The 25224-nt window shown below is 56.6% G+C and carries 24 protein-coding genes; 6 read left to right on the top strand and 18 right to left on the bottom strand.

Annotation, left to right across the window (positions count from 1 at the left end; genetic code table 11):
- Window positions 1–127: 127 nt before the first annotated feature.
- The gene (locus tag MID00_RS08730) at window positions 128–319 is read left to right on the top strand and encodes a hypothetical protein (RefSeq protein WP_009457375.1); all 192 of its coding nucleotides are present in this window, start codon (window positions 128–130) and stop codon (window positions 317–319) included.
- On the opposite strand, the gene MID00_RS08725 is transcribed toward MID00_RS08730, so the two are convergent.
- The 6 genes from MID00_RS08725 to MID00_RS08700 form a co-directional block, all read right to left on the bottom strand.
- Window positions 316–1350: a 2Fe-2S iron-sulfur cluster-binding protein gene (locus tag MID00_RS08725; protein ID WP_009457374.1), complete on the bottom strand. Its 1035-nt coding sequence runs from the start codon at window positions 1348–1350 to the stop codon at window positions 316–318. The two genes, MID00_RS08730 and MID00_RS08725, sit on opposite strands and share 4 nt — an antisense overlap.
- 20 nt (window positions 1351–1370) lie before the next feature.
- Window positions 1371–1850, bottom strand: coding sequence for a heme-binding protein (locus MID00_RS08720; protein ID WP_022983673.1), 480 nt, complete (start codon window positions 1848–1850; stop codon window positions 1371–1373).
- 31 nt (window positions 1851–1881) lie between these two features.
- On the bottom strand, window positions 1882–3342 hold the full coding sequence (locus MID00_RS08715; RefSeq protein ID WP_009457372.1) for an aldehyde dehydrogenase family protein: 1461 nt from the start codon (window positions 3340–3342) through the stop codon (window positions 1882–1884).
- A gap of 60 nt (window positions 3343–3402) precedes the next feature.
- Complete coding sequence (locus tag MID00_RS08710; protein WP_022983674.1) at window positions 3403–4137, bottom strand: TenA family transcriptional regulator; 735 nt, start codon at window positions 4135–4137, stop codon at window positions 3403–3405.
- A 123-nt stretch (window positions 4138–4260) separates the two neighbouring features.
- Window positions 4261–5733 (bottom strand): gamma-glutamyltransferase family protein, encoded by a 1473-nt coding sequence (locus MID00_RS08705; RefSeq protein WP_254500183.1) that lies wholly within the window; start codon window positions 5731–5733, stop codon window positions 4261–4263.
- 5 nt (window positions 5734–5738) lie between these two features.
- Complete coding sequence (locus tag MID00_RS08700) at window positions 5739–7256, bottom strand: hypothetical protein (protein ID WP_009461936.1); 1518 nt, start codon at window positions 7254–7256, stop codon at window positions 5739–5741.
- Window positions 7257–7425: 169 nt separating this feature from the next.
- Here MID00_RS08700 and MID00_RS08695 point away from each other — a divergent pair, with 169 nt between their 5' ends.
- Both MID00_RS08695 and MID00_RS08690 read left to right on the top strand, forming a co-directional pair.
- Complete coding sequence (locus MID00_RS08695; RefSeq protein ID WP_254500182.1) at window positions 7426–8160, top strand: sulfite exporter TauE/SafE family protein; 735 nt, start codon at window positions 7426–7428, stop codon at window positions 8158–8160.
- Window positions 8161–8260: 100 nt separating this feature from the next.
- Window positions 8261–8968 (top strand): GntR family transcriptional regulator, encoded by a 708-nt coding sequence (locus MID00_RS08690; RefSeq protein ID WP_009461948.1) that lies wholly within the window; start codon window positions 8261–8263, stop codon window positions 8966–8968.
- On the opposite strand, the gene MID00_RS08685 is transcribed toward MID00_RS08690, so the two are convergent.
- From MID00_RS08685 to MID00_RS08675, 3 genes are all read right to left on the bottom strand, one after another.
- The gene (locus tag MID00_RS08685; RefSeq protein WP_009461950.1) at window positions 8969–9559 is read right to left on the bottom strand and encodes a TetR/AcrR family transcriptional regulator; all 591 of its coding nucleotides are present in this window, start codon (window positions 9557–9559) and stop codon (window positions 8969–8971) included.
- Window positions 9560–9622: 63 nt separating this feature from the next.
- On the bottom strand, window positions 9623–10858 hold the full coding sequence (locus MID00_RS08680) for a multidrug effflux MFS transporter (RefSeq protein WP_254500181.1): 1236 nt from the start codon (window positions 10856–10858) through the stop codon (window positions 9623–9625).
- A 183-nt stretch (window positions 10859–11041) separates the two neighbouring features.
- Window positions 11042–11590, bottom strand: a complete 549-nt coding sequence (locus MID00_RS08675) for a bacterioferritin (RefSeq protein ID WP_009461955.1) — start codon at window positions 11588–11590, stop codon at window positions 11042–11044.
- Window positions 11591–12143: 553 nt separating this feature from the next.
- On the opposite strand from MID00_RS08675, the gene MID00_RS08670 reads away from it, so the two are divergent.
- The gene (locus MID00_RS08670) at window positions 12144–12677 is read left to right on the top strand and encodes a Chromate resistance protein ChrB (RefSeq protein ID WP_250756304.1); all 534 of its coding nucleotides are present in this window, start codon (window positions 12144–12146) and stop codon (window positions 12675–12677) included.
- On the top strand, window positions 12661–13887 hold the full coding sequence (locus MID00_RS08665; RefSeq protein WP_250757271.1) for an MFS transporter: 1227 nt from the start codon (window positions 12661–12663) through the stop codon (window positions 13885–13887). The genes MID00_RS08670 and MID00_RS08665 overlap by 17 nt, the downstream gene beginning before the upstream one ends.
- Window positions 13888–13927: 40 nt before the next feature.
- Here MID00_RS08665 and MID00_RS08660 read toward each other — a convergent pair whose 3' ends face one another.
- The 6 genes from MID00_RS08660 to MID00_RS08635 all read right to left on the bottom strand — a co-directional run bounded on the left by MID00_RS08660 (window position 13928) and on the right by MID00_RS08635 (window position 19079).
- The gene (locus tag MID00_RS08660; RefSeq protein WP_172400387.1) at window positions 13928–14314 is read right to left on the bottom strand and encodes a RidA family protein; all 387 of its coding nucleotides are present in this window, start codon (window positions 14312–14314) and stop codon (window positions 13928–13930) included.
- Window positions 14315–14371: 57 nt separating this feature from the next.
- Window positions 14372–15346 carry a tripartite tricarboxylate transporter substrate binding protein gene (locus MID00_RS08655; RefSeq protein WP_254500180.1) on the bottom strand — a complete coding sequence of 325 codons (975 nt, stop codon included), beginning with the start codon at window positions 15344–15346 and terminating at the stop codon, window positions 14372–14374.
- A gap of 11 nt (window positions 15347–15357) precedes the next feature.
- A complete protein-coding gene (locus MID00_RS08650) occupies window positions 15358–16275 on the bottom strand; it encodes a fumarylacetoacetate hydrolase family protein (protein ID WP_254500179.1) in 918 nt (305 codons plus the stop codon).
- 14 nt (window positions 16276–16289) lie between these two features.
- A complete protein-coding gene (locus tag MID00_RS08645; RefSeq protein ID WP_009461966.1) occupies window positions 16290–16949 on the bottom strand; it encodes a GntR family transcriptional regulator in 660 nt (219 codons plus the stop codon).
- A 146-nt stretch (window positions 16950–17095) separates the two neighbouring features.
- Window positions 17096–17608 carry a single-stranded DNA-binding protein gene (gene ssb, locus MID00_RS08640; RefSeq protein WP_009461968.1) on the bottom strand — a complete coding sequence of 171 codons (513 nt, stop codon included), beginning with the start codon at window positions 17606–17608 and terminating at the stop codon, window positions 17096–17098.
- Window positions 17609–17867: 259 nt separating this feature from the next.
- Window positions 17868–19079 carry an MFS transporter gene (locus tag MID00_RS08635; protein WP_022983677.1) on the bottom strand — a complete coding sequence of 404 codons (1212 nt, stop codon included), beginning with the start codon at window positions 19077–19079 and terminating at the stop codon, window positions 17868–17870.
- 111 nt (window positions 19080–19190) lie between these two features.
- Between MID00_RS08635 and uvrA the strand changes: the two genes are divergently transcribed.
- The gene (gene uvrA / locus MID00_RS08630) at window positions 19191–22154 is read left to right on the top strand and encodes an excinuclease ABC subunit UvrA (protein WP_254500294.1); all 2964 of its coding nucleotides are present in this window, start codon (window positions 19191–19193) and stop codon (window positions 22152–22154) included.
- A 148-nt stretch (window positions 22155–22302) separates the two neighbouring features.
- Here uvrA and MID00_RS08625 read toward each other — a convergent pair whose 3' ends face one another.
- The 3 genes from MID00_RS08625 to MID00_RS08615 are packed head-to-tail and all read right to left on the bottom strand — an operon-like array spanning window position 22303 to window position 25127.
- Complete coding sequence (locus MID00_RS08625; RefSeq protein WP_009461973.1) at window positions 22303–23427, bottom strand: deoxyguanosinetriphosphate triphosphohydrolase; 1125 nt, start codon at window positions 23425–23427, stop codon at window positions 22303–22305.
- A gap of 5 nt (window positions 23428–23432) precedes the next feature.
- Window positions 23433–24521 carry a 3-dehydroquinate synthase gene (gene aroB / locus MID00_RS08620; protein WP_022983678.1) on the bottom strand — a complete coding sequence of 363 codons (1089 nt, stop codon included), beginning with the start codon at window positions 24519–24521 and terminating at the stop codon, window positions 23433–23435.
- Window positions 24522–25127 carry a shikimate kinase gene (locus tag MID00_RS08615; protein WP_009461975.1) on the bottom strand — a complete coding sequence of 202 codons (606 nt, stop codon included), beginning with the start codon at window positions 25125–25127 and terminating at the stop codon, window positions 24522–24524.
- Window positions 25128–25224 lie beyond the last annotated feature (97 nt).

Raw genomic sequence — 25224 nt, 5'->3', positions numbered from 1 at the left:
ACCAAGATAAAACCGCAACCTTCAAGCAACAGTTTTTCTTGTTTTTAGACACAAATATCCGTCAATTTGAGTAGAAACCCCTATTGCGGTATACTTAATTCAATTCAAACCCATTAACGAGATCATCATGAAAACCCCCGTCGAACTTCGCTATCTGCAGCGTCCCGTCGGCGAGCAGTTGCTGCCACACTTGGCCCAGCGCAAGCATCTGCGCCGTCGTATCCCGCTCATCAATCTGCCTTCGCTGACTGAACTGTTTGGCGGCCGCAAGAAGCGCGACCCCGAAGCCGGTCAGGACCAACTCCCACACCGAGCCTAGACAAGAGAAGGCTCTGCCGAGCTGGGATCAGACTGAAAGTTGAAGGCGTCGGCATACATGAACTGCTCATTGGCGCCATGCTCCTTGAACAAACCACGGGCCTGCTCAATCATCACGGGCGAGCCACACAAGTAAATGGCATGCTCTGACAGGTCAGGTTCATCCCGGCACACCTGTTGCTGCACATAGCCGCGCGCGCCTTGCCAACTCTCGTCAGCATGGGAGAGCACAGGGACAAAACGGAACTCGCACAAGCGCTCAGCCCAAGATTCAATCTCCTGGGCCAGATACAGGTCTTCGGGCCGATTCATTCCCCAATACAGGCTGACAGGCGGGCAATCATCCTTGTCCAGCAAGGACTCCAGAATCGCCTTGATGGGGGCAATGCCAGTTCCGGTTGCCACCATGACCATGGGTCGCCAGTCGCGCTCACGCCAATAGAACACGCCCAAGGGCAGTTCCAGCAGCAGCTCGTCGCCGGCTTTCAGGGTCGGCAAACATACCTGGGTGAAACGCCCACCCTCCACTTCCCGCACATGCAATTCAATGCGCCCCTGTGCGGCATCGGCATTGGCCATGGAAAAACTGCGTGCATGCCCGTCCTCGAACAAGATGTTCAGATACTGACCTGGACGGAACGACACTTGCACGTCCTGCGGCAACTGTAAAATCAGACGCCAGATCCCCTGACATGCCCTTTCCACGCTGTGAACCTGCGCCCGGACTTGCCGGGTTTCAGGCAAGTCATCTCGATGTGCGGCCAGACTGATCTCAATATCGGCATCGAGCCGTGCCTGGCAGGCGGCGGCATGGCCCTGCTCGTGTTCCTCATCAGCAATGCTCATGGGCAGGCAGTCATCCTCATAACAAACCTTCCCACGGGTGACCTGAATGCGGCAGGTCCCGCAGCCACCAAACTCGCAGTCGCTATAAATGCGCACGCCTTGGCGCTGGGCGGCCTGCAAGATGGTCTCTTGCGGTTCTACCCAAAACTGCTCGCCGGTTTCCTTGATATCGACACGATGGGCCATGACCCGTCCTCCTGATGCCACTATTTCTTGATGTCCGCCTGAACCAGCACGTCCAGACCCTCTGCCTTCAAGGCCTCGGCCAAGGCCTGCAAGCCAGCAACACCGGCTGCCGTATCCTGCTCGCCGTTACCACCGCTCAGGCCTATGCCACCAATGACTTCGCCGTTGACCACGATGGGGTAGCCGCCTACAAAAGCAGCAAAGCGACCTTCAAAGCTCAACTGAATCCCGAAGGCTTCGTTACCCGGCAAGGCGGGGCCATTAGGCGGCGTGGTGAACAAGTGGGTGGAGCGCTTGTGGCCTGCAGCGGTAAACGCCTTGTTCCAGGCAATCTGGGCGCCGGTAATACGTGCCCCATCCATGCGCTCCATCACGATGGGGTAGCCCCCTTCGTCAACCACGCAAACGGTCTCCAGCACGCCAATCTCCTTGGATTTGGCAATCGCCGCGTCCACCATCAAGCGCGCTTCGCGCTGTTCGAGACGTAGGATCTTTTTCATATGTCTTCTCAGTATTTCGGGTTAATAAAATTCAGATACCGCGATACACGGTCTTGATCTGGGTATAGAACTCCAGGCCCGCCCGGCCCGACTCGCGGAAGGTGGAGGTGCTGGACTGTTTCAGTCCACCAAAGGGAGCATTGATCAAGTTGCCGGTTGTGGTGCGATTGATCTTGACTGTCCCGGCTTCAATGTCGTTGGCAAAGCGATGCGCATAGTCGGCACTGCGCGTCACAATGGCGGCCGACAAGCCGTATTCGGTGTCATTGGCCATGGCCAGCGCCTGCTCGTAGGAATCGATTTCCAGCAAGGCAATCACCGGGCCAAAAATCTCTTCGCGGGCAATACGCATCTGCTGGGTCACGTCTGTGAACAAAGCCGGACGCATGAACAGGCCCCGTGCGTAGTCACCGTCAGTCAAACGTTCGCCGCCCAGTAAATGGGTGGCTTCCTGCTTGCCGATGGCCACATATTCCAGAATGCTTTCCAACTGGCTTTCGGTGGCAATCGGGCCCAGATCGGGGTTGCCATTCAAGCCATTACCCACGCTCAAAGCGCTGACTTTCTCTACCAGGCGCCGCGTGAATTCTTCTTTGACCTGACGATGCACCAGCACGCGGCTGGTTCCTGTGCAGGCCTGGCCGCTCAAGGAGAATCCGCCTTGAACCACCAGTTTGACGGCCAAATCCAGATCGGCGTCTTCCATGACAATCAAGGGATTTTTGCCACCCAGCTCCATTTGAGTCCGGGTGCTCATGCGTGCCTGACGACAAATGTCTTCACCCGCCTGGGTCGAACCAGTAAACGAAATAGCGCGTACCTGAGGAGATTGCACCAGCGTGGGCCCCACTTCACTGGCCCTGCCATGCACCAGATTCAGCACACCCGCCGGAATCCCGGCTTGCGCAAAGGCTTCGCACAGGTAATAGCCCGTCAAAGGTGTGTCGGATGAAGGCTTGAACACGACGGTATTACCGGTGATCAAGGCGGGGGCAATTTTGCGTGCCGGGATGGAGATAGGGAAATTCCAGGGCGCAATCACGGACACCACGCCCAATGGTTCACGCTGGGTGTACACCAGTTGCTGCGCATCATCCTGGGGGAAGGTCTCGCCGGTATAGGTCTGGCCTTCAACCGCATAAAAACGCAAGGTCTGGGCCGAGCGCCCGACTTCCATCTTGCTTTGCGCCAGCGTTTTGCCCTCTTCTCGCGTCAGGCCCTGAGCGATACGGTCCACATTGGCATCAAGCCAGGCTGCCGCCGCATTCAGCACACGAGCTCGAGCGGAGATAGGCGTGGCTCGCCATCCTGCAAAGGCAGCCTGAGCAGCTGCAACAGCCGCCTTTGCGTCCTCAGCCGTGGACAATGGGAAAGCCCCCACTACATCATCACGATCGGCCGGATTCAGATTGGGCTGCGTACGCCCGCTCTGGCTGGGCAGCCACTGCCCATCAATGTAATTGTCGAAAACGACGTCCTTGAGATTGTCCACCGCTGTACTTCCTTGTTTCTAGGTCGGCGGGCAGCCCATCTGCCCGCTCGGCTGTCTGGCTCAGGCTGCTTCCAGCTGAAGTTCTTGCAGGCTGATTTCGTCTTTGACGTAATCGTTGTACAAGGAGGTGGTATACAGTAGACGCATCTCGGCGCCAATTTCGCAGATGCGCAGGCAACGCTGTTGCAGCTCTACGGTATTGGCGTGCTCAAGAACGATCTGGTAGCCGCGCTCGCCATGGATCTCGTCGGACACGATATGCAGATCGAAAAACTCCACTTCTTCATCGGTGAAGCCGTATTTTTCACGCAGGGTCGGTGTCTGCTTGCGGTAAATGGAGGGCACCTGAGACTCCAGACCCACGACTAGCCCTGCAACGGCAACAACGGGGTCTTCACGCATGGCAATGGCGTAACACCAGGCCTGCAAGGCGCGGGTGGTGGCATTCATATTGTCAGGATCTTCGATCCGAGCCCGTGTCGTGCCACACGCTTCGCCAAAGCGGATCAACAGGTCTGTGTGACGGTCGCCCCCAATTTCCTCTTCATACATATTGGCCAGCAAGAAGTCTTTGGCTTCTACGTATTCGGCGGGGGTGCGGGCATACAGATAGCCCAGGTAGTCAGCAAAAGGGCCGACATAGTGGTAATGGTTTTCAGCCCAGCGAGCCAGATGCTCACGGCTTAATTTGCCGCTGGCCCAGGCAATGCTGAAAGGGGAAGTATTGGCACTTTTCCCTTTAATGGCGGTTTCCAATGCGGTGCGAAATTCATCGCGATTCAGCAGTTTTTCCATGACTGTTTCCTTGTTGAAAGACGTCGCCCTGACAGCAGCCGACGAAAGATGAGGTTTGGACTATTTAAGTATATTGTATACCGTCTACTATTTTAGAAAGTAGGGAATAACCCTGCCCGATTATCAATCCAGCGCCACACAACCATCTTTGCGTGGGTCAGAAACAGCCTGCAAACGGCCGTCCACCAAGCGCTCAACAGCTTGAGCGCCGCCAAAATCGCTGCGACCAGCCAGCTCGCCTACGCCTTTATCGGGTGGCACGTACCCGTGTTCACGCAGGAAGGCCGCCCGACTTGCATCAAAGCCGTCTTCCAGGGCCAACCGCCCCGCCCCCTCCAAACGCCAGCGCGGTGCAAACAAGGCTTTCTCCAAAGGCCAGCCATCACGCAGAACACGAGTCCATATCTGTATCTGGCCTTGGGGTTGCATCAAACCACCCACCACACCCAGCCCCATATGGAACTGACCCGACTTCAAGGCCAAAGACGGAACAACCGTGTGATAAGGGCGTTTTCCCGGCCCAGGGCCATTCACATGCCCAGGCTCGGAGAAACCGAAACCCCGGTTTTGCAGCACAAATCCACAGCCGGGCACGGCATACGCAGAGCCGAATCGTTTAAAAATGCTGGACATGAACGTCACCGCCAACCCGTCTGCATCGACCACAACCGTGCAAACCGTATTGCCTGCCGGATCACACACGACCCGTGAAGCCTGAACCATCGCCGCTTCGGTCGCCTTGACCAGTTCCAGCTCCGCCGCATCCTGGTCAACAGGGCGTTTCCAGGCGCGTTGCACGGCGTCCAGGACTGCCACCCCATGCGTGTTGGGGGGACATTCATAGAGACTGAACTCTCCCAGCGATGCGCTGACAGGCTCGCAAAAGAACCCTTTATGGCGGCGAAAGTCCTCAGCCCTCAACAGCCCCTGTACCTGCTCCATTGCCTGCTCTGCCTGCTGCGCGGGACGCCCCAGATAGAAGGCATCGGGGCCTTGCGTGGCGATGTCCTGCAAGACAGCTGCCAGTTCAGGGTTCAGGTATTGCTCCCCCGCCTTGGGAGGCTTGCCCGCCCTATACAGCGCGGCACACACGGGATCGCGGTGCAGTACAAAATCAAAGATCTGCCATTCACGCGCTGCCACCGGCGCTACCGCAAAACCTTCCCGGGCTGCCTGAATGGCAGGCTGAAACAAGCAGGCCCAGTCCAGACGGCCATAGCGCTGGTGCATATCCCACCACCCTCGCACCAGGCCAGGCGTGGTAATGGACAACACATGACGCTCCGGAATCCGTCCCCCAGGCAAAGCCTGAACCTGCTCAGCCTTCAACAGCAGGGGCGCCGCTCCGCTGCCGTTATAAGCCACTGGCATACTGTCGGGCGATGCAATCATGGCCAACAGATCGCCACCAATGCCTGTCGCCATAGGTTCGACAACCCCCATGACAGCATCGGCAGCAATAGCCGCATCCACTGCACTACCCTTGAGTTCCAGCATGGCCTGCGCGGCCCGCACCGCCAAGGGGTGCCCGGCAGCAACGGCCCAATGTTTCCCCAAGCCCTGTTTTTCACCGGCGCGATAGGCTGTCGTACTCATATCGCTCATCCGAACACCAGCACAGCGCAAATTGTTGACAGGGCCATCCCCGCCAGCACAGGAACCGTCAGGGCTCGCACCAGATCCAACACATGCACTCGGGCAAAGCCCGCCACGGCAATCAATGAAGACCAGGCAATCAAAGTGCCACCGCCAGTCCAGATAGCACCGATCTGTCCTACCGCAGCCAAGGTTTCAACCTCCAGCCCGGATACCGGGCTCAAGGCCGAGGCCAGGGTTCCTGTCAATGGCAGGCCCGAGAAGCCCGAGCCATCAATGCCCGAGATCATGCCTACCAACAGAACACCAAAAGCCACCAGAAAATGATTGTCCGGAATCAGATGCTGCCCCGCCGAGATCAGCTCGAACAGCAGACTGGGTGTTTGTTCCAGTGGGGTGCCCAAAATGGCAGACGTTGCTTCACTGGCGCCCAGGAAGAAGAAACCGGCGATGGGCAGCACCGAACCCATGGCGCGAAAGGCGAATACAAAACCATCGGTCATATGATCCGGGCAGGTGTCCAGCATGCGACGCGGCCCTTCTGCCATACAGGTGGCAATCATCATCAACACAAAGGCCACGCCCCCTACCAAACCGGCGGCGTCGCCACCCCGCAGGACAGGCAAGGACGGGATAAAGCGGGGCAACAGCATGATGCCAATCACCGCCAGAAACGCCAGTGGCGTAATCCAGGCCAGAATGCGCGAATAGCGCTCTTCCTTGGGGCTCAGGCCGGGATGCACCGTGTGTTCATTACCCGCCGTGCCACGAGCAATCTCAGCCTTGTCATACGTCCCTTGGGATTCCACTTCATCCAGGGTGCTATCCGGCGCCTGGCGCATCCAGGCATCCAGCAAACGGCTATCTGCCGGCTTGAAATAGCGGCGCATCAGCAAAAATGTCAACGTCAGCGCAACGCCACCGGTAATCCAGGAAAGCACCAGCGCACGATCCGCCAGCACGGCAACATCGGCTCCGACACCGGCTGCCTTGGCGCTGATGCCAGGAGCAACGCCAATGATGTAGTCGGACGATAGCGCCATGCCCTGCCCACAGATGGCGATAGCCATCGCCCCGACCAGGGGAGGCAAGCCAGCCGCAATCGCCGCCGGCAGCAAAATGGCCGACACCAGAGGTACAGCGGGTGTGGGCCAGAAGAACAGGGAAATAAAGTAGGTAGCCGCCGCAATCATCAGAAAGGACGAGGCACTATTGACCATGACCTTGCGGAAGGGGGCCACCATCTTCACATCGGCCTCCAGCCTCTTTAACGAGTTCAGCAGGGCAGTCATGAACGTGATTACCAGGAAAATATTGAACAGTTCCTGGGCCGCCACAAAGCTGGCTGAAAAAATACTGATGAAGCCTTGGATAGGGCTGCCAGTCATGGCGGTGACGACCGCCAATGTGCCAATAACCGATGGCACCACCACATTGGCCCGGAAAATCATCGTAATGATGATGACCAGAACGCTGATCAAATAAGCCCAGTGCGCCGCACTGAGCACCACGTCGCTTTGCATGTATCCCCCTTCCTTCTCTTTTTTCTGAATATCGAGCACATCTGAAACGGTATACTATCTTCAATTGTGATTTCGAATCAGAAAAAACTATCAAAAACTGGGGAAAACTCTAAGAGTTTTATGTTTGAAACACTTAGATTGAATACCTTATACAAATGAAGAGGAAACTATGGCGGCTTTGATTGATCTGGTGGACCCGCTCTCCTGGCTGCTCATGGCCTTGCTGGTTGTGTTGGCCGCCTTTTTGCAAGGCGTTGGCGGAGTTGGGTTTGCAATGCTGGTCGCGCCGATTGCCGCCTTGATATTTCCGCAGTTGGTTCCAGGCCCTCTACTGGCCTTGGGTGGCAGCGTCTCTTTGCTGGCGGCTTTGCGAGAGCGTCAACATATCGTGCCCGATGTGGTTGTCTGTGCACTGGGTGGCCGTGCCACCGGATCGATCATTGCCATACTGGCCATGACACAACTACCCATAGAGGCGGTGAATCTGGGTTTTGCCCTGGCCATTCTGGCCGCAGTCGCACTGAGTGCCTGGGGCTTGCGCATCCTGCCTTCCAAACGAAACATGATCCTGGCGGGCATTGCCTCGGGCATCATGGGAACCCTGACCTCGGTAGGCGCTCCCGCTCTGGCAATTGCCATGCAATACCTGGCTCCTGCACAGCTACGCGCCTCATTGGGTCTTATTCTGTTTTTAGGGGCAAGCCTGTCCTTGATCCTGCTTATGGTGGCTGGCCTGTTCTCCTGGCAACAGGCAATGCTCAGCATTGTGCTCTACCCCTTCATGCTGCTGGGCTTCGCCTTATCAGGACGATGGCGTCATAAAGTCAGCATGCCGCTAATGCGTAGACTGCTATTGGGGATTTGTTCGCTAAGCGCCGTGGTCTTGATCGCCCGCAGCGTGTGATGAGGATGCTTAGGCCGCAAACTGTATACCATATTCAGAAAAATGCGCTCACACCGTATAATCGTGGCTGGCCCTTTTGCCCAATTGCACAGGTCGCACCATGAATATCCCCAGTTTCAGCCTTCCCAACACCCTTTCCGGCGCGGAAAGCCGTCGCTTGGGCGATCAACATGCGTCATTGTTTGCGGTTATCCGTGACCAATTGCGCGAGCGCATCTTGAGCGGAGAATTTCATCCGGGGGATCGCCTTGTAGAAGGTAAATTGGCTAGCGAACTGGGCGTCTCGCGTATTCCGGTACGGGAAGCCCTGCGCGAGCTGGCCTCAGAAGGTCTGGTCACGATCGAACCACGACGTGGGGCCTCAGTGGCTATCCTGTCGACCGAAATTGCCTACAACATGGCTGAAGTGCGCGCCACGCTCGAAGGATTGAATGCAAAACTGGCCGCCCAACGCCGGGACCCAGCCAATATCGAAAAGCTGCAAACCATTCTGAGCCAGGGCCATGAAGCCATGGATGCCGGCAATCTGGATTTGCTCAAATCCCTGAACCGCCAGTTTCATGAAACCCTGGCCACCATGTCGGGCAATATTGTTCTGACCGAGCTCATGCGCTCCCTGCGTGACCGCACCGCCCTGTTATTTGCGCCCAGCAATTTGCAGCGCATCCGCCAAAACTGGGAAGATCACTCCCAGATCCTCAATGCGGTTGTGGCCGGTAATGGTGATCTGGCCAACCTGCTGGCCACCCAACACGTGCACAATGCAGCCAAAGCCTATCAGGACGCCCAGAACGGCGAGAAAACCTGATCAGGCCGGGCGGCCTGCTCTCAAGGCCGCCTCAAATACCCTCCAGACCGATGCCAGACGCCGCTGGTATTTGTGCGCACCACCAAACAGAAGCTCGCTTTGCAGACTGTCGATCAAGGCCATGTACGTCATGGCCAGGGTCTCCACGCTCAAACCTGTTTCCGATTTGGCCAAAGCGGACTGTGCCAAGGCTTGATGGATGATGCGTTCCAGATCGTCCATGAACACATGCATGGGCTGCATCACCACATCGTACAAATGCACAGGCGGCGCAAACAAGGTGCGAATCCAGAAACGCACTTGATGTGATTGCTCAAAGCGCTCCTGTATCCCTTCCAGGTACGCTCGCAACTGCTCCTTGATGTCATCGCCTCCCTGCAGAACTTGACGGGCGTGGTTCAGCTCATCTTCCACAATCTTCGGAATCAGGTTCAGAAACAGCTCGTCCTTGTTGCGGAAATGGGCGTAGACCGAGGGCTTCTTGATGCCGACATCAGCGGCAATCTCGTTCATGGTGGTGGCATCGAAGCCCTGAACAGCAAAGCGCGCCAACGCGGCATCCTGCAGTTTTTCAGTCGTGGTTTTGCTCACAGTCCAACAGCTCTCAGTCAAAGGCCAATGATCAGGGCCGCTTTCGCGGCCCGCAGCAACTGCCTATTTTACAACCCCCAGCTCACTGACTGATCGGGTCACCGTGCGGCAACGGCCAGCCAGAACATACAGAACAATAGCCAACAGACCGCAGCCACCAATTGCCACAGGCAAAACCTGCGGCCCAGGCATGGCCAGACTGACGATATAGCCCACCACCGCCGCAATCAGGTAATGGAACATGCCCATCAAGGCTGCAGCCGTCCCAGCCTGTGGGCCAGCCACATCCATGGTCAAGGCCGTCACGTTGCCAAACACCATGCCTAAAGAGCCCACCGAAACAGCAATCAAGGCGGCATACAGAATCAGGCCCGCGACATCAGCTTGCACCACCACATACAGGAGCAGAGCCGAGGCCGTATGGACAATCAGTCCCAAAGCCAGCACCCGAGAGGTGGGCATCCCGGCCTTCAACAAATAATTGCTGACGACCCCACCCAGAACCAGCGCCACCGAGTTACCGGCAAACACATAGCTGAATACGGCCGGCGACAAGGAAAAATGCTGCGTGAACACAAAAGCCGAGCCGCTGATGTAGACAAACAAGGCAGCCAGTGCGAAACCACCGGAGCCGGTATATGCCATGAAAGCCTTGTTACCCAGCTCGCGACCGTAGGCGCGAACAATATGACCGGGGTTCAAAGGCACACGCTGGCTCACGGGCAGCGAATCCGGTATGGCTTTAAGTCCCCAGAGCAGCCCCATCGTCCCTAATGCCGCCAGCATCCAGAAAATGGCACGCCAGTCTGCATGGCTCAACAGGTAGGCACCCAGAATGGGGGCCACAATCGGTGCAATCATCATCACCTGCATCAGCAGGGAAAAGATGCTTGCCGACTCTTTTACATCGCACAAGTCCGCCACAATGGCACGCGGTGTGACCAAGCCCGCTGCGGCGCCTAACGCCTGGATAAAACGCGCCGCCAACAAGGCTTCAACCGATGTGGCCAAAGCGCCAAAAACCGAGCCCACCACAAAAATAACCACGCCCAGCAGCAAGGGCACTCGACGCCCGAAGCGATCCAGCAAAGGGCCGTAAATACCTTGGCCCAAGGCCAGGCCTGCCAGAAACACCGACAAGGTTTGCTGAATCCGGCCGGGGGAAGCCCCCAGCTCCTGCGCAATGGCAGGCATGCCCGGCAAATACATATCAATGGCCATGGCATCCAATGCCGTCAACAAGGCCAGCAACAAGATCAAGGGCCAGGCCAGGCTTCTGGCACGTGACAGCTCGCTCATGTCACACCCTCTACACTGCGGAAGGACAGAAATTCAAACACGCTCACACCCCCGTATATAGCGACGTCAATCAAAGCTACCTACCGATAGGTAGGAAAGCCGCTACTGTACTCCTTTTCAGAATTCAGGCAGAAAAAAACCCCGGAAAATACCGGGGTTTTGGTGGGCACCTGCGCAAATTACTTAGATATCCAGCAGATCGCCCATGTCGTCGGCGTGCTCTTCTTCCACCGCCATGATTTCAACCAGCATCTGGCGAGTGGTCGGGTCGGTGTCGCCAATGCGCTCGATCATCTGACGATAGGACTCGATGGCAATACGCTCGGCAATCAGGTTGGCGCGAATCATGGATTTGATATCGTCGCTATCGTCGTACTCTGCATGGCTACGCTGGACCAGATTGGCCGGGTTGAAATCCGGCTCGCCGTTCAATTGCACAATACGTTCGGCAATGCGGTCGGCATGCTCGGCTTCTTGCTGGGCATGTTCCAGAAACTCGGCTTTGATAGGCTCATTGTTCAAGCCGGTAGCGGTGAAGTAGTGGCGCTTGTAGCGCATCACACAGACCAGCTCGGTGGCCAGGGCCTCATTGAGCATCTGAATGATTTCTTCACGATTACCCTTGTAGCCGGATGCCACCGCCCCGTCGTCCACAAACTTCTTGGCAGCTGCACGGATAGCGGCAACATCGATTGGACCTTGGCTTGCTTGGACTGCTTTCTGCTTACTCATTGCATTCCTCCGTATTGATTCCCACCGCGAAAGTGCGGCGCTGTATCGCGCAACAACCGGAAACGAACACACTGACCTCATAACCAACAAGAGCTTGTCCAAGGACAAGCGCTTTACCTAAACCTGGGCTTGAAGTCTGCACGCTGCTTGTGGTTGAGACCGGTCGTGCAAGAAACTGAACAAAGTGGATAGGTGTTGTCATGGTAGCGATTGCTCCTTGGCTTGGAAAGCGCAAAACCGCGGCTACCAGTAGCAAACAGACCGGCCTTTCAAGGCCAGAAAACCACAAACCAGGCCGTCTGAAAACAGTTCAACCTCACACGGCATGCGGGCTTGGCACGAAATTTTTTACTGGTTTTCCCCAAGATAAAGAGCCGCGTTCTTGTTCAAGCAGAGATACAAGACCAAACACTTGGATACAGAATCCGGCCTCCGTTCAGACGGCAGCAGGCAGAACCGGGGTCAGCGCTCATACCTCACTGCTTCTTTTTGTATTCATTCAATTCAATTAATATGAAACGGCCGTTACTTTAAAATCAAGAATATGACTTCAATGAGCTGGCTGTTACTGACCTATAAAGTCCCCCCTGAACCTAGTGCAAAACGGCTGGCCTTATGGCGGCGCCTGAAAGCGCTGGGTGCGGTGTATCTGCAAAACGGGGTATGTGTCCTGCCCAAAACCGACGAGCATGTGCGCCGTCTGAAGGTGCTGGAAAACGACATCACGACCATGGAAGGTGAATGCGTCTTGCTGGAGACCATTGCTCTGGACAAGGCACAAGAGGACAAAGTCATCGCCCGTTTTACGGACGACCGCAACGAGCAGTACCAGGAACTGCTGGGCCGTTGCAAAGACTTCGAGGCCGAAATCGACAAGGAAATTTCGATTCAGAAATTCACCTACGCCGAACTGGACGAAGAAGAAACCGATCTGAAGAAGCTGGAAAACTGGTACGAGAAAATCCAGAAACTGGATTTTTATGGCGCCCCCCTGGCACAGCTTGCTCAAGAGCGCCTGCAAGAGTGCAAGGCACGGCTGGATGCGTATGCCCAAATGGTCTATGACGCTCATGAAGAAAACCGCTAATCCCGCGCTTACCCCGACGGCCGACGCCTCCCGTGCCAAAATCCACCGCAGCGTCTGGGCACTGGGCTTTGTGTCCATGTTCATGGATATTTCCTCGGAGCTGATCCACGCCCTGCTGCCCATTTATATGGTCACCGTCATGGGTACATCGGTACTGGCGGTCGGTTTTATTGAAGGCATTGCCGAGGCCACCGCCTCCATCATGAAGGTGTTTTCCGGAGCGGTCAGCGACCGTTTTGGAAAGCGCAAACTGCTGGCAGTAATTGGCTATGGCCTGGCCGCCCTGACCAAACCCATTTTTCCACTGGCGAACTCGCTGGACTGGCTGGTCGGTGCCCGCTTTGTAGACCGCATCGGCAAAGGCATACGCGGTGCGCCGCGTGATGCTTTGGTCGCCGATGTCACCCCGCCGGAAATGCGAGGTGCCGCCTACGGCTTGCGTCAGACCCTGGATACCATTGGTGCTTTTGTTGGCCCCTTGCTGGCTATCGGCCTGATGTGGTGGACCGCCAACAACTACCAGCTGATCTTCTGGATCGCCGTGCTGCCTGCTTTTATAGCCATCGCTATCCTGGTGTTCTTTGTGCGCGAACCCAAACTGCCCGCCAACACCCGCCCCCGCAAATTGCCTCTGAATCGGGAAGACCTCGGCCGCTTGGGTTCCCGCTACTGGTGGGTTGTCGCTATCGGTCTGGCCTTTACCCTGGCCCGTTTCAGTGAAGCCTTCCTGATCCTGCGGGGTGAAGCCAGCGGTTTGCCGCCCATGTGGGCTCCTGCGGTCCTGGTCGTCATGGGCGTGGCCTTTTCTCTGTCTGCCTACCCTGCAGGTGTGCTGTCGGATCGCATGCGCAAGACTGATCTGCTCTTGATCGGCGTAGCTCTTCTCATTGCAGCCGATCTGGTACTGGCCTTCGTTCCAGGTCTGCTTGGCCTGGGCCTGGGCGTTGCCTTGTGGGGCCTGCATATGGGCTTTACCCAAGGCCTGTTCAACGTCTTGATCGCTGACAGCGCCCCTGCCGAACTGCGCGGCACCGCCTTTGGCATGTTCCACCTGCTAACCGGTATCGCTCTGCTGCTGGCCAGCGTCATTGCCGGCGTGCTCTGGGACACCATAGGTTTCCAAGGCACCTTTGCCGCTGGTGCGATCTTTGCGGTTTTAACTGGCCTAGGTTTGATTAGCTTGCGACGTTCCGCTCAAGGAGCGTTTTGAATAAAAAAGGCCGACTTCATGTCGGCCTTTTTTCATTTCATCATTCCGCGACGGCGGCGATGCATTCAATTTCCAGCAGGAACAAGGGGTTCCCCATATCCGCCGCAATCGTGGTGCGGGCCGGGTATTCGCCGTCCTTGAAGTAAGTACGATAGATCTCGTTCATGCGAGCAAAGTCACCAGCGTTCTTCAGAATCACATTGGCTTTGACGATATGGTCCAGGGTGGAGCCCGCCTCTTCCAGCAGGGCTTTCACATTGGCCATGACCTGATGCATCTGGGCGTCGAAATCGTTTTCAGCAATCTGGCGATCGTCAAAAAAGCCTGGCTGGCCCGACACAAACACAAAGCCATTGGATCGCACAGCAGGCGACAAGGGGGCGCGAGGGGGAGTCACTTTGTCGGAACGGATAATTTCTTTGATCATATTCATCTCCTGATTAGTAGCTTGAGCTCTCTGGGCTCTTTCGTATTCGTTAAGGGTTTACTGCACGCTGGTGCCGGAGGCTTTTACCACTTTGGCGGCCATTTCCATTTCAGACTTCAGATACTCGGCAAACTCGGCCGACGTCGTACCCGCAGGTTCCAGTCCTTGGGCCAACAAGCGTTCACGAATTTCGGGCAGGTTCACAATACGGACAAATTCAGCACTGAGCTTCTCCACAATCGGTGCTGGCGTACCGGAAGGCACAATCACGCCGTACCAGGAGTTGGAGTTCATATTGTCCACGCCTGCTTCTTTGAAAGTAGGCACTTCGGGGATAGATTCCAGACGAGTATCGTTCGCCAGGGCAATTGCACGCAGCTTGCCGGATTTCACGTGGGGCAAAACATCAGGCGTGTTAGCAAACATCATGTCTACATGACCGCCCAGCAAATCGTTCAACGCCGGAGCCTGGCCTTTGTACGGAATATGCAGCACATCAATCTTGGCTTCTGCTTTCAAGCGTTCAATGGCAATATGCGGCGATGTACCTGCACCAAAGGACGCAAAGGACAGCTCGCCCGGTTTGGATTTCGCTGTAGCAATGACATCCGCCAGGCTCTTGACCGGCACATCCGGATTCGCCACCAGCAGGTGCGGTGTGTAGGCCACCCAGCTAACCGGCGTAAAGTCCTTCACCGTGTCGTAACGCAAGTTGTTGTAAAGGCTGGGATTGATGGCAAAACTGTTTGCCACCATCCCCAAGGTATAGCCATCCGGCGCGGCGCGGGCCACGATTTCCGTACCAATCACCGTACCGGCACCGGGCTTGTTGTCGATGATGACGGGCTGTTTGAAGTCATCCGACATTTTCTGCGCCAGACTGCGGGTCAGGTTATCCAGCGTGCCGCCCGCCGGGAACGGAACAATGATGGTGATGGGTTTGGTGGGATATTCCTGTGCCGTCGCAAGCGAGGGCACAGCCGTTAAAGCGCTTAATACAGCCACGCCTGACAGGATTAATTTAAAGCGCATAGTCGTCAACCTTACTCAATAGTAGTGACCAGCTCGCCTATAGCGGGGATACGAGCTTTGATGACATCGCCTGGTTCCAAAGAGCGTGGAGGCTGCATGGCAAAGCCAACCCCGGAGGGCGTGCCTGTTGCAATAATGTCCCCAGGCTCCAAGGTCATGCCCGCCGACAACTGGGCGATGATGTTGGACACATCGAACAACATGTCCGACGTATTGGCCGATTGGCGTCGCTCGCCATTCACTTCCAATTCAAGATCCAGCGCGTTGGGGTCGGCAATGGAGGTCTTCAATGCCACTACCGGCCCAATCGGGCAGGTGCCGTCCAGTGACTTGCCCTTGAACCACTGACCATGCAGCGCTTGCAGATCGCGCGCCGTAATATCGTTGATCACCGTGTAGCCAAAGACATAATCCAACGCGTCTTCAACTGGAATGTCCCGGCCTTCCTTGCCGATCACAATGCCCAGCTCCACTTCATAATCCAGCATCTTTGTGTGAGCCGCATGGCGGCTGACCAGGGCCTGATGCCCCACCACCGTGGTTGGCGGTTTGCTGAAGAACTCCAGGGCTTTGGGGAAGTCATCCGCCGCACGACCACGTGCCAGATTGCCTTCCACGATATGGGCGCGGTAATTGCGCCCCACACAGAAAATGTTTTTGGCCGGATTCGGGACAGGAGCCAGAAAGCACAGATCTGAAGCAGCATGGACGGGAGCCTTGGCCTGGCTTGCCTGCTCCATCAAAAGCTGCAGGCTGATCAGGATCTCATCGCCCATAAAAATAGCGTCGATGACTTCAGTGGGAGCCTGCCGAGCACGTAAAGGATGCTCGTACATCCCCCAGGCCTGTGTCAGATCCACCACCCGATCATCGTCCAGCATGCCGCCCAAATGCGTTTCCCCTGCGGCTACAAAGGTCAGTAACTTCATGACAGCAAACCTCCTTATCGGATGTTGTTGGAACTGTTCAAGGTTTGCGTCAGCAGCCCTTGAACGTGCTCGCGCGCCAGACGATCTGCCAGCGCTGCGTCCCGTTTTTCAATCGCGTCGATCATGGCCAGGTGCTCGGCCAAAGACTCGTGCGCACGTTTCAGGCGCTCGATGGTTTTGGTCTTGAGCATGTCGCGGTGCCCAAAGGACTTCCATACCTTCTCCAGCAAGCTATTTGCAGCCAGACGCATGATGGCCGCGTGGAATTCCACATTGGCTGCCGCATATTCGCTGACACGCTCTTCCACATTGTCTTGATTGAAGGGCGCAAACAGCGCGCGCAAAGCATCCACATCCCGCTGCGAGGCATTCAAGGCGGCTTCACGCGCCGCAAAGGCCTCCAGTTCAATGCGCAGCTTCAGCCATTCGATGTAGTCCTGCTTGGTCAAGGGCGAGAGCAAGGCACCGCGCCGAGGCTCCATGGTCAAAATGCCTTCCTGCCCCAGACGCAGCAGTGCTTCACGCACCGGCGTGCGGCTGACATTGAGCATCTTGGCCAGCTCTTCCTCCCGAACCCGCACGGGCTCATCAATGTTTTTCACCAGGCCAAGAACGTGAGCCCGCACCGACTCATACACCCCATCGCTGTGACTTGCTGTTTTGATCGTGGTCATTGTTTTCCTATTTTGCATTCATTTTTTATGGATTGTATACAAGATTGAAAATCGGTACACATTAGTGTTTGTACGAACGAAAAAAACCCCGGCAAGTACGATACTTGCCGGGGTTTTTGAACTTCAGTCCCGCTAAGGGCTAAGCCTTAAAACGGAATATCGTCATCCATATCGGCCAGATTGTCCGACATAGGAGCGTTATTACGTGGGGCCTGTTGTTGCTGCTGTTGCTGAGGCGCTGGGCGCTGAGCACGTTGTGGAGCTGGTGCACCGCCACCACCGTATTCGCCACCACCCATGCTGCCGCCGCCCATATCACCACCGTCACGGCCACCCAGCATTTGCATTTGCTCGGCAATGATTTCGGTCGTGAAACGCTCCTGACCGTCCTGACCTGTCCATTTACGGGTGCGCAGACGACCTTCTACGTAGACGGGACGGCCTTTACGCAGGTACTCACCTGCAATTTCAGCCAGACGGTTGTAGAACACCACACGGTGCCATTCGGTTTCCTCACGGCGCTCGCCAGAGGTACGGTCTTTCCACTGCGAAGTCGTGGCAATGGAAATATTGCAGATGGCCGAGCCTTCTGCGCTGTAGCGTACTTCTGGGTCGCGGCCAAGATTGCCCACCAGAATGACTTTATTTACCGATGCCATGAAAAAATCCTGTAGTCAAAAATTCGATATCAAGCCGTATTATCGTGGATTCGTGCCTTAATTAACACTCCCTCCCCGCTCCGGGAAGGGCAGTTTTATCCATGCCATCGATCCTGTTACGGCACCTTGAACGGCGTATATGGCTAAGCACCTGATGGTGTCACCTGTTCCGCCCAGCTCTTGATTCTTGCGGCCAATCCAGCCACTTTACTTGTTGCTGCCTGCCACGTCTTTGCACAAGCGTAACAGGCAATGCCTTTTAATATTTGTCTTTGAAACCACGCGCTGTCAGCAACCAGAGCAAAGCCAGAGCAGCTCCGGTCCACAAGACCCATTGGGTGAGCCCTCGCCCTGCCAGGATGCCGCCGATCAGGCCGCCGGCAAACACGCCCAGGGACTGGGAGGTGTTGTAAAAACCCAGCGCCAATCCTTTGTATTCTGGTGGCGCCACACGCGACACCAAGGAAGGCTGCAAGGCTTCCAGCACATTAAAGCCGATGAAGAAAAACGTCAGCGCGGCCACCATGGGAACCAGCGAATCGCGCGCCCATGGCATCACGGCCAGCACCACAATCAGCAGCAACACAGACAGTTCCAGCGCATGCTTGTGACGCTTGCGGGTCTCTGTCCAGAACACCGCAGGAACCATCAGCACAAAAGAAACCAGAATAACGGGCAGGTACACCTTCCACAAATCCTGAGTACCGTAGCCACCCAAGGTCGCCAGAATGCCCGGTACGACGATGAACAGGGACATCAGGATAAAGTGCAGACAGAACACGCCAAAGTTCAGGCGCAGCAGATCCAAATGACGCAACACCTGTCCGGCCGTAACCTGCACAATCGAGGCTGGTGCTTTAGGCGCGCTGGGCACGACAAAAGCGGCAATCAACAAGCAGACAAAGCCCAGCAAACTGATGGCCCAGAACAGTCCCGACAAACCAAATTGCCCCACCAGCACTGGCGAGAGCACCAGCGAGACAGCAAAAGACAGCCCAATGGAGCCACCCACCATCGCCATGGCACGTGTGCGCACTTCGGGACGGGTGGAGTCGGCAACCCAGGCGGAAATGGCTGCTGAAACTGCCCCCAGACCTTGAATACAGCGGCCTACCGTCACCCAGTCAATATTCTGGGCCAGCGCGGAGATCACCCCGCCGATCACGAACAAGGCCATGCCGATGACGATAATCGGTCGGCGTCCGAAGCGATCCGATGCCATCCCCAAGGGGATCTGCAAGACAGCCTGCGTCAGACCATAGGCCCCCAATGCCAGACCCACACGGGCGGCATCGTTGCCGCCGGGCAAGGAGTGCGCGGCCACTGCAAAGACCGGGGTCAGCAAAAACAGACCCAGCATTCGACAGGCAAACAACAGGGCAAGCAGGATGCTGGCCTTGCGCTCTTGCTGAGTCAGACTCAGGCGCGCTGGGCGCGATCCGGCCGTATTCATGGTTTGGTGTGTACTCATTTAATACTCTGTCACAACTGGGCTAGCAGAGAGCCCGGATACCCGTTCACATAAATTCTGACGCAACGCGCTATAGTAGCAAGTTGCCTTTTGACAAGCCTAAATAAAGCGATGGAAGCCATCCGCATTCGTGGTGCCCGTACCCACAACCTGAAAAATGTCTCCGTAGACCTGCCACGCCACCAGTTGGTCGTGCTGACGGGGCTGTCCGGTTCTGGAAAATCCTCTCTAGCCTTCGACACTTTGTATGCCGAAGGCCAGCGGCGCTATGTGGAAAGCCTGTCCGCTTATGCACGTCAGTTCTTGCAACTGATGGACAAGCCAGATGTGGACTTGATCGAAGGTTTGTCGCCTGCCATTGCCATCGAGCAAAAGGCAGCAGGCCATAACCCGCGTTCCACCGTGGGGACCACTACCGAAATCCACGATTATTTGCGCCTATTGTACGCGCGGGTCGGGACTCCTTACTGCCCGGAACACCACTTGGCCTTGCAGGCTCATAGCGTGAGCCAGATGGTAGACCAGATTCTGCAATGGGAACCTGAAACCCGTATTGCTGTGCTGGCACCCATGCACCGTGGCCTGGTTGGTGACCTGCAGCTTGAACTGCGCGGCCTGCAAGCCCAAGGCTTTGTACGGGTACGCGTCGATGGCGAGATCTCCAGCATTGAAGATCTGCCCGCACTCAATGCCCAACAGGCACACGACCTGGACCTGGTCATAGACCGTCTGCGCATTCGGCCCGATAGCCAGCAGCGTCTGGCAGAAAGCCTGGAAACCGCCCTGTCCACCAGCAATGGCCGTTGTCTGGTGGTCAATCTGGACAATGGAGTGGAGCAGCCCTATTCCAGCCACTACGCCTGCCCGGTCTGTGACTACTCCCTGCCCGAGCTGGAGCCACGCCTGTTCAGCTTCAACAATCCGGCAGGTGCCTGCCCGGACTGTAGTGGCTTGGGGCAAGTAGATGTATTTGATCCTGAACGCGTGGTGGCCTTCCCGGAACTGAGTCTGGCGGGCGGTGCCATTGCGGGCTGGGACCGACGCAATGCCTTTACCTACACCTTGCTGACCAGTCTGGCGGCTCATTATCACTTTGATATAGAGGCTCCCTTCGAGTCTCTACCCGAAGAACTGCGCCGCACCGTGCTGTATGGCTCCGGCGCGGAGGAAATTCCCTTTCTCTATTTGAATGAGAAGGGCCGCACCACGGTAAAAACGCACCCATTTGAAGGGGTGATTCCGAATCTGCAGCGTCGCTGGGCGGAAACCGATTCCAGCGCCGTGCGCGAGGAACTGAACAAGCTGCGTCGCACCCAGACCTGCCCGGCCTGCCATGGCGCACGTCTGCGTCTGGAGGCGCGTCACGTCCGCATTGGGGACGATCCAGTTCCCAACCATGCGGGGTGCAAGCATCATGCAGGCACCGCGCCTGCCAACTCGGCAACCCTCAATGTCGACCAGCTGTCTGACAATGCCGCACAATGCACGCAGACTCACTCCGCAGCGCAAGGACAAGCCAAAGGACTGGCCATTTATGAAGTCGAAGCCCTGGCCCTGTCCGACTGCCTGGCCTGGTTCGAGCGCCTGTCGCTGACGGGTGCGAAAAAAGAAATTGCCGACCGCATCGTGCGTGAAATCCGCCTGCGGCTGGAGTTTTTGAACAATGTGGGTCTGAACTACCTGTCTCTGGACCGCAGCGCCGACACCATTTCCGGTGGCGAGGCCCAGCGCATTCGTCTGGCCAGCCAGATCGGTTCCGGTCTGACCGGCGTGATGTACGTGCTGGACGAGCCTTCCATTGGCCTGCACCAGCGCGATAACGACAAGCTGATCCAGACCTTGCAGCACCTGCGGGACCTGGGCAATAGCGTGATCGTGGTCGAGCACGACGAGGACATGATACGCACCGCCGACTATGTCATCGACATGGGCCCCGGCGCAGGTGAGCATGGTGGTCAAATTACCGCTCAAGGCTCGCCCGCAGAGCTGGCCCAGAACCCCGACTCTCTGACCGGTCAGTACCTGTCTGGCAAGCGTCAGATTGCCGTGCCCAAACGACGTCCTGTTTATGACAGCCTGAACTGGCTGCGTCTGTATGGTGCCAGCGGCAATAACCTGAAGTCCGTTGATCTGGCGATTCCAGCTGGACGACTGGTCTGCATTACCGGCGTGTCCGGTTCGGGCAAATCCACGCTGATCAACGACACGCTGGCAACCGCCTTCTCGCATTTGCTGCACCGTGCCCACGCCGAACCGGCGCCCTACGATCGTATGGAAGGGCTGGAGCATTTCGACAAGATCATCAACGTCGATCAAACCCCGATTGGTCGTACCCCACGCAGTAATCCAGCCACCTACACGGGCATGTTCACGGCCATTCGTGAGCTGTTCGCCAGCGTGCCCGAGGCGCGTTTGCGTGGCTACGACCCAGGCCGCTTCTCCTTTAACGTTAAAGGCGGCCGCTGCGAGGCTTGTCAGGGCGATGGCGTGGTCAAGGTAGAGATGCACTTCCTGCCTGACGTCTATGTACCTTGTGATGTCTGCCAGGGCCGTCGCTACAACCGTGAAACGCTGGACATTCGCTATCGAGGCCGCAATATCAGCGAAGTGCTGGACCTGACGGTTGAGCAGGCGCTGGAATACTTTGATGCGGTGCCAGCGGTCGCGCGTAAATTGACTACCTTGATTGATGTGGGCTTGTCCTACATCCGCCTGGGTCAAAGCGCGACTACCCTGTCTGGTGGTGAGGCGCAGCGGGTGAAATTGTCACTGGAGCTGTCCAAGCGCAGTACCGGTCAAACCTTGTATGTGCTGGACGAGCCCACAACCGGCCTGCACTTTCAGGACATTGCTGTCTTGCTGGAAGTGCTGGACAAACTGGTTGAGTCGGGCAATAGCGTGGTCGTAATTGAGCACAATCTGGATGTGATCAAAACGGCAGACTGGATTGTGGACATGGGACCGGAAGGTGGCCAGGGCGGTGGGCAGATTGTGGTGCAAGGCACCCCGGAGACTGTTGCTGCTTGCGAGCAAAGCCATACCGGGCGCTATCTGAAGCCTTTATTGCAGCGCTAAAGGCTGTCTCCCTTAAAAGACCACGCTGTTCAGGCCTCGAGCACCAAAACATGGTTTTTTGGCGCTTTATCAATGAAGAAGAGCTCCTGAACAGCACACGGCTACTGGCCGATAGCAGGTCGTGTAACTCCACCACAGGCTGCAAGAGCTACATCTTGAAGATAGCGTCGTGCTCGCGAATGGCATGGCGGTCCGTCATGCCAGCGATGTAATCAGCAATGGCACGGGCCTGAGCAATCGGGTCTTCACGGCGATGCTCCGCCGCCAGCAAACGAGGATCATCCAGAAAAGCGTGGAACAGTTCACGCACAATATTCTGCGCCTTGCTCATCATGCGCACCACTTTGTAGTGGCGATACAGATTCGCGTGCAAGAAGCGTTTGAGCTCATCAGCCTGCGCCCGCATCTCTGGCGAGAATCCGGCCAAACGGGGCAAATGACGAATCGCATCCACGCTGTCCGGGCGATGCTCTTCCAGCTTGGCGCGCGTGGTTTCCGTTAAATCCACCACTAGCGTGTTGATCATGCCGCGGATAATCTCCGCCACCAAACGTTGACCGCTCAAGCCCGGATATTGGGCTTGTACATGCTCGTAATGACTGTTGAACAGGCGCAGTTCCAGCAATTGTTCCAAGCGGATCAGGCCGGAGCGCAAACCGTCATCAATATCGTGATTGTTGTAAGCAATTTCATCGGCCAGATTGGCCATTTGAGCTTCCAGCGACGGTTGGGTACGATCAATAAAGCGCTGGCCGACCTCGCCCAATTCACGGGCGTGCTTCAGCGAACAATGCTTCAAAATCCCCTCGCGGGTTTCAAAGCACAGGTTCAGGCCATTGAAGGCGGCATAGCGCTCTTCCAGCTCGTCCACCACCCGCAGACTTTGCAGATTGTGCTCAAAGCCCCCGGCCTCGGGACGCAGGCTTTGCATGCAGCTATTCAAGGTGTCCTGACCTGCATGGCCAAAAGGAGTGTGGCCCAAATCATGGGCCAGGGAGATCGCTTCGATCAGGTCTTCGTGCAAACCCAGATTGCGGGCGATGGCCCGCGCCAGCTGAGCCACTTCCAGACTATGCGTCAATCGTGTTCGAAATAAATCACCTTCGTGGTTAATGAAAACCTGGGTTTTGTATTCCAACAAGCGAAAGGCATTGCAGTGAATGATCCGGTCGCGGTCCCGCTGAAAGGCGTTACGGCCTTGGGGCGCTGCCTCTGCATAACGCCGACCGCGGGACTGTTCAGGGTGACAGGCATAAGCGGCAAGCATTTGCATAGGTTTTACTCCTGTTCCACCGTTGTAAAGCGGGCCAATGCCTGGCGTACCACATCAGGCGCGACCGCCTGCACCTTGGCATGGCCTAATTTATCCAGCAGCACAAAACGCAGCTGGCCACCTTCATTTTTCTTGTCCACCTGCATCAATTCCAGCCAACGGTCCGCAGGCCATTGTGGTGGAGTGATCGGACATCCGCTGGCTTGCACCAGGGCCTTGATACGAGCCACGTCCTGAGCAGGCAAGCCGCAAACCAGGGCGGAGAGCTCGGCAGCCATAATCATGCCGCAGCCCACGGCTTCACCATGCAGCCATTGGCCGTAGCCCATGCCGGACTCGATCGCGTGGCCAAAAGTGTGACCAAAGTTCAAAATGGCGCGCAGACCAGATTCGCGTTCGTCCTGAGAAACGACTTCAGCCTTGACCTCGCAGGAGCGACGAATCGCATAGACGATTTGTTCTTGTTCCAGCGTACGCATGGGCGCAATCTGCTCTTCACACCAGTTGAAGAAGTCCAGGTCGTAAATCATGCCGTATTTGATAACCTCCGCCAGACCGGCGGAGATCTCACGAGCAGGCAAAGTCTTGAGTACGTCCGTATCCACCTCTACAGCGATAGGCTGGTAGAACGCGCCCACCATATTCTTGCCCAGCGGGTGGTTGATCGCCGTCTTGCCGCCCACCGAGGAGTCCACCTGCGCCAGCAAGGTCGTCGGCACTTGCACAAAGCGCACACCCCGCATGAAGCAGGCCGCAGCAAAACCGGCCATATCGCCGATAACGCCACCGCCCAAGGCCACAATCAGGGCCTTGCGATCCAGGTGACCGCCCAGCAGCGCGTCAAAAATCAGGTTCAGGGATTCCCAGTTCTTGTAGGCTTCGCCATCGGGCAGCTCGATCACATGAACAGGCTTGCCGGTTGCAGCCAGGGCTTCCTTTGCAGGTGCCAGGTACAGGGCGGCCACCGTAGGATTGGTGACGATTGCAATGGCAGACGTATCGGCTGGCACCGTGTCTGCAAGATGCGCCAGACGCCCGGCGGCGATATGGATGGGATAAGCGCCACCCTGGGCGTCAACATGCACTACAGACATTTAGCAACCTCGTTCTTTCAACAGGGACAATAAGTGGCGCACCGCATGATGAACTGGCGCCGAGCCAGTTTCAAAGCGGACATCCGCCACTTCTTCATAGAGGGGTTCGCGCGCTTGCAACAGTTCCTGGATGCGGGCGCGTGGGTCCGCTGTTTGCAACAGCGGCCGGTTACGGTCTCGGGCCACGCGACGGTACAGCTCGTCTACGGTGGCACACAAGTACACTACGATACCGCGATCTTTGATGATCTGGCGATTGGCCTCGGACAAAATGGCCCCGCCCCCCGTTGCCAGCACAATACCGGTCTGGCGCGAACAAATATCGAGCACCGCAGATTCGCGTTTGCGGAACCCTTGCTCGCCTTCGAACTCAAAGATAGTGGCCACTCGCACACCGCTACGGGCTTCCAGCTCGTGGTCCAGGTCCATAAACTCGCGCTTGAGTTCCCGCGCCAATTGGCGACCAATGGTCGTTTTACCGGCTCCCATCATGCCTACCAAAATAATGGGGCGTGGGCCAGTCTGTTGTAAATGGAGCAGCTCGGCGTCTGTTAAGGGATCAGGATGTTCTACAGGCATCAGCTCAGCGGGTAAAGAGTGGTTCATTTGTGTATTATCCCATTAGCCTTCCCTAAGCACAGTCCGCTTGCTTAGTATTATTTTGTTACATTGATACTTGGTTTGAGGCCCAGTCCTGCTGCGT

Source organism: Alcaligenes sp. NLF5-7, assembly GCF_024266725.1.
Taxonomy (GTDB): Bacteria; Pseudomonadota; Gammaproteobacteria; order Burkholderiales; family Burkholderiaceae_B; genus Alcaligenes; species Alcaligenes phenolicus.
The sequence above is the reverse complement of the archived record's forward strand: the minus strand, read 5'-3'. Positions and strand labels throughout refer to the sequence as shown.